This is a genomic window from Flavobacterium petrolei (genome assembly GCF_003314435.2).
Lineage (GTDB): Bacteria > Bacteroidota > Bacteroidia > Flavobacteriales > Flavobacteriaceae > Flavobacterium > Flavobacterium petrolei.
This window is the reverse complement of record NZ_QNVY02000020.1, coordinates 1-529: the sequence shown is the minus strand read 5'-3', so window position 1 is coordinate 529 and position 529 is coordinate 1. Positions and strand designations below refer to the sequence as shown.

General features: G+C 62.6%; 1 pseudogene. It reads right to left on the bottom strand.

Annotated features, from left to right (window positions below):
* Positions 1 to 529: pseudogene (locus tag DR871_RS16345) on the bottom strand (FMN-binding glutamate synthase family protein); the annotation flags it as partial.

The following is a 529-nucleotide window of genomic DNA, read 5'->3' as shown; positions in this document are numbered from 1 at the left end:
CTTGGCGCCCTGGTTCAACGCGCGGATCGCGTTGGCGCTCAACGAGCCGAAGCTCATCGCCGAGATGTTGAATACGGACGCCGAGTACGGCTGCTTGCACTGCGGGCCGCCGACCATCACGCGAAAGGCGCTGGGGTCGCTCAACGGCGCGGGGCGCATGGAGTGGCCGATGAACTCGAAGCCCGACTGGTACACGTCGATCAGGGTGCCGAAGGGTTTGTCGGCGCTTTCATTCTTGGCGCGTGAATACACCAGCGAACGCTGGGCCCGGGAGAAGGGCAGGGCGTCGCTGTCGGATTCGAGCAGGTACTGGCGGATTTCCGGGCGGATGGCTTCCACCAGGTAACGGATATTGCCCAGGATCGGGTAGTTGCGGCGCACCGCGTGGGGGCTTTGCAGCAGGTCGAACAGGCCGATCAGGCTCAACACGCCCGTGACCACCGTAATCGGCCATAACCACTCATGTTCGATAAAAGGCAGGCTGGCGAGGGTGAAAATGACGCACACGGCAAAGAAGGCGTAACGGCTT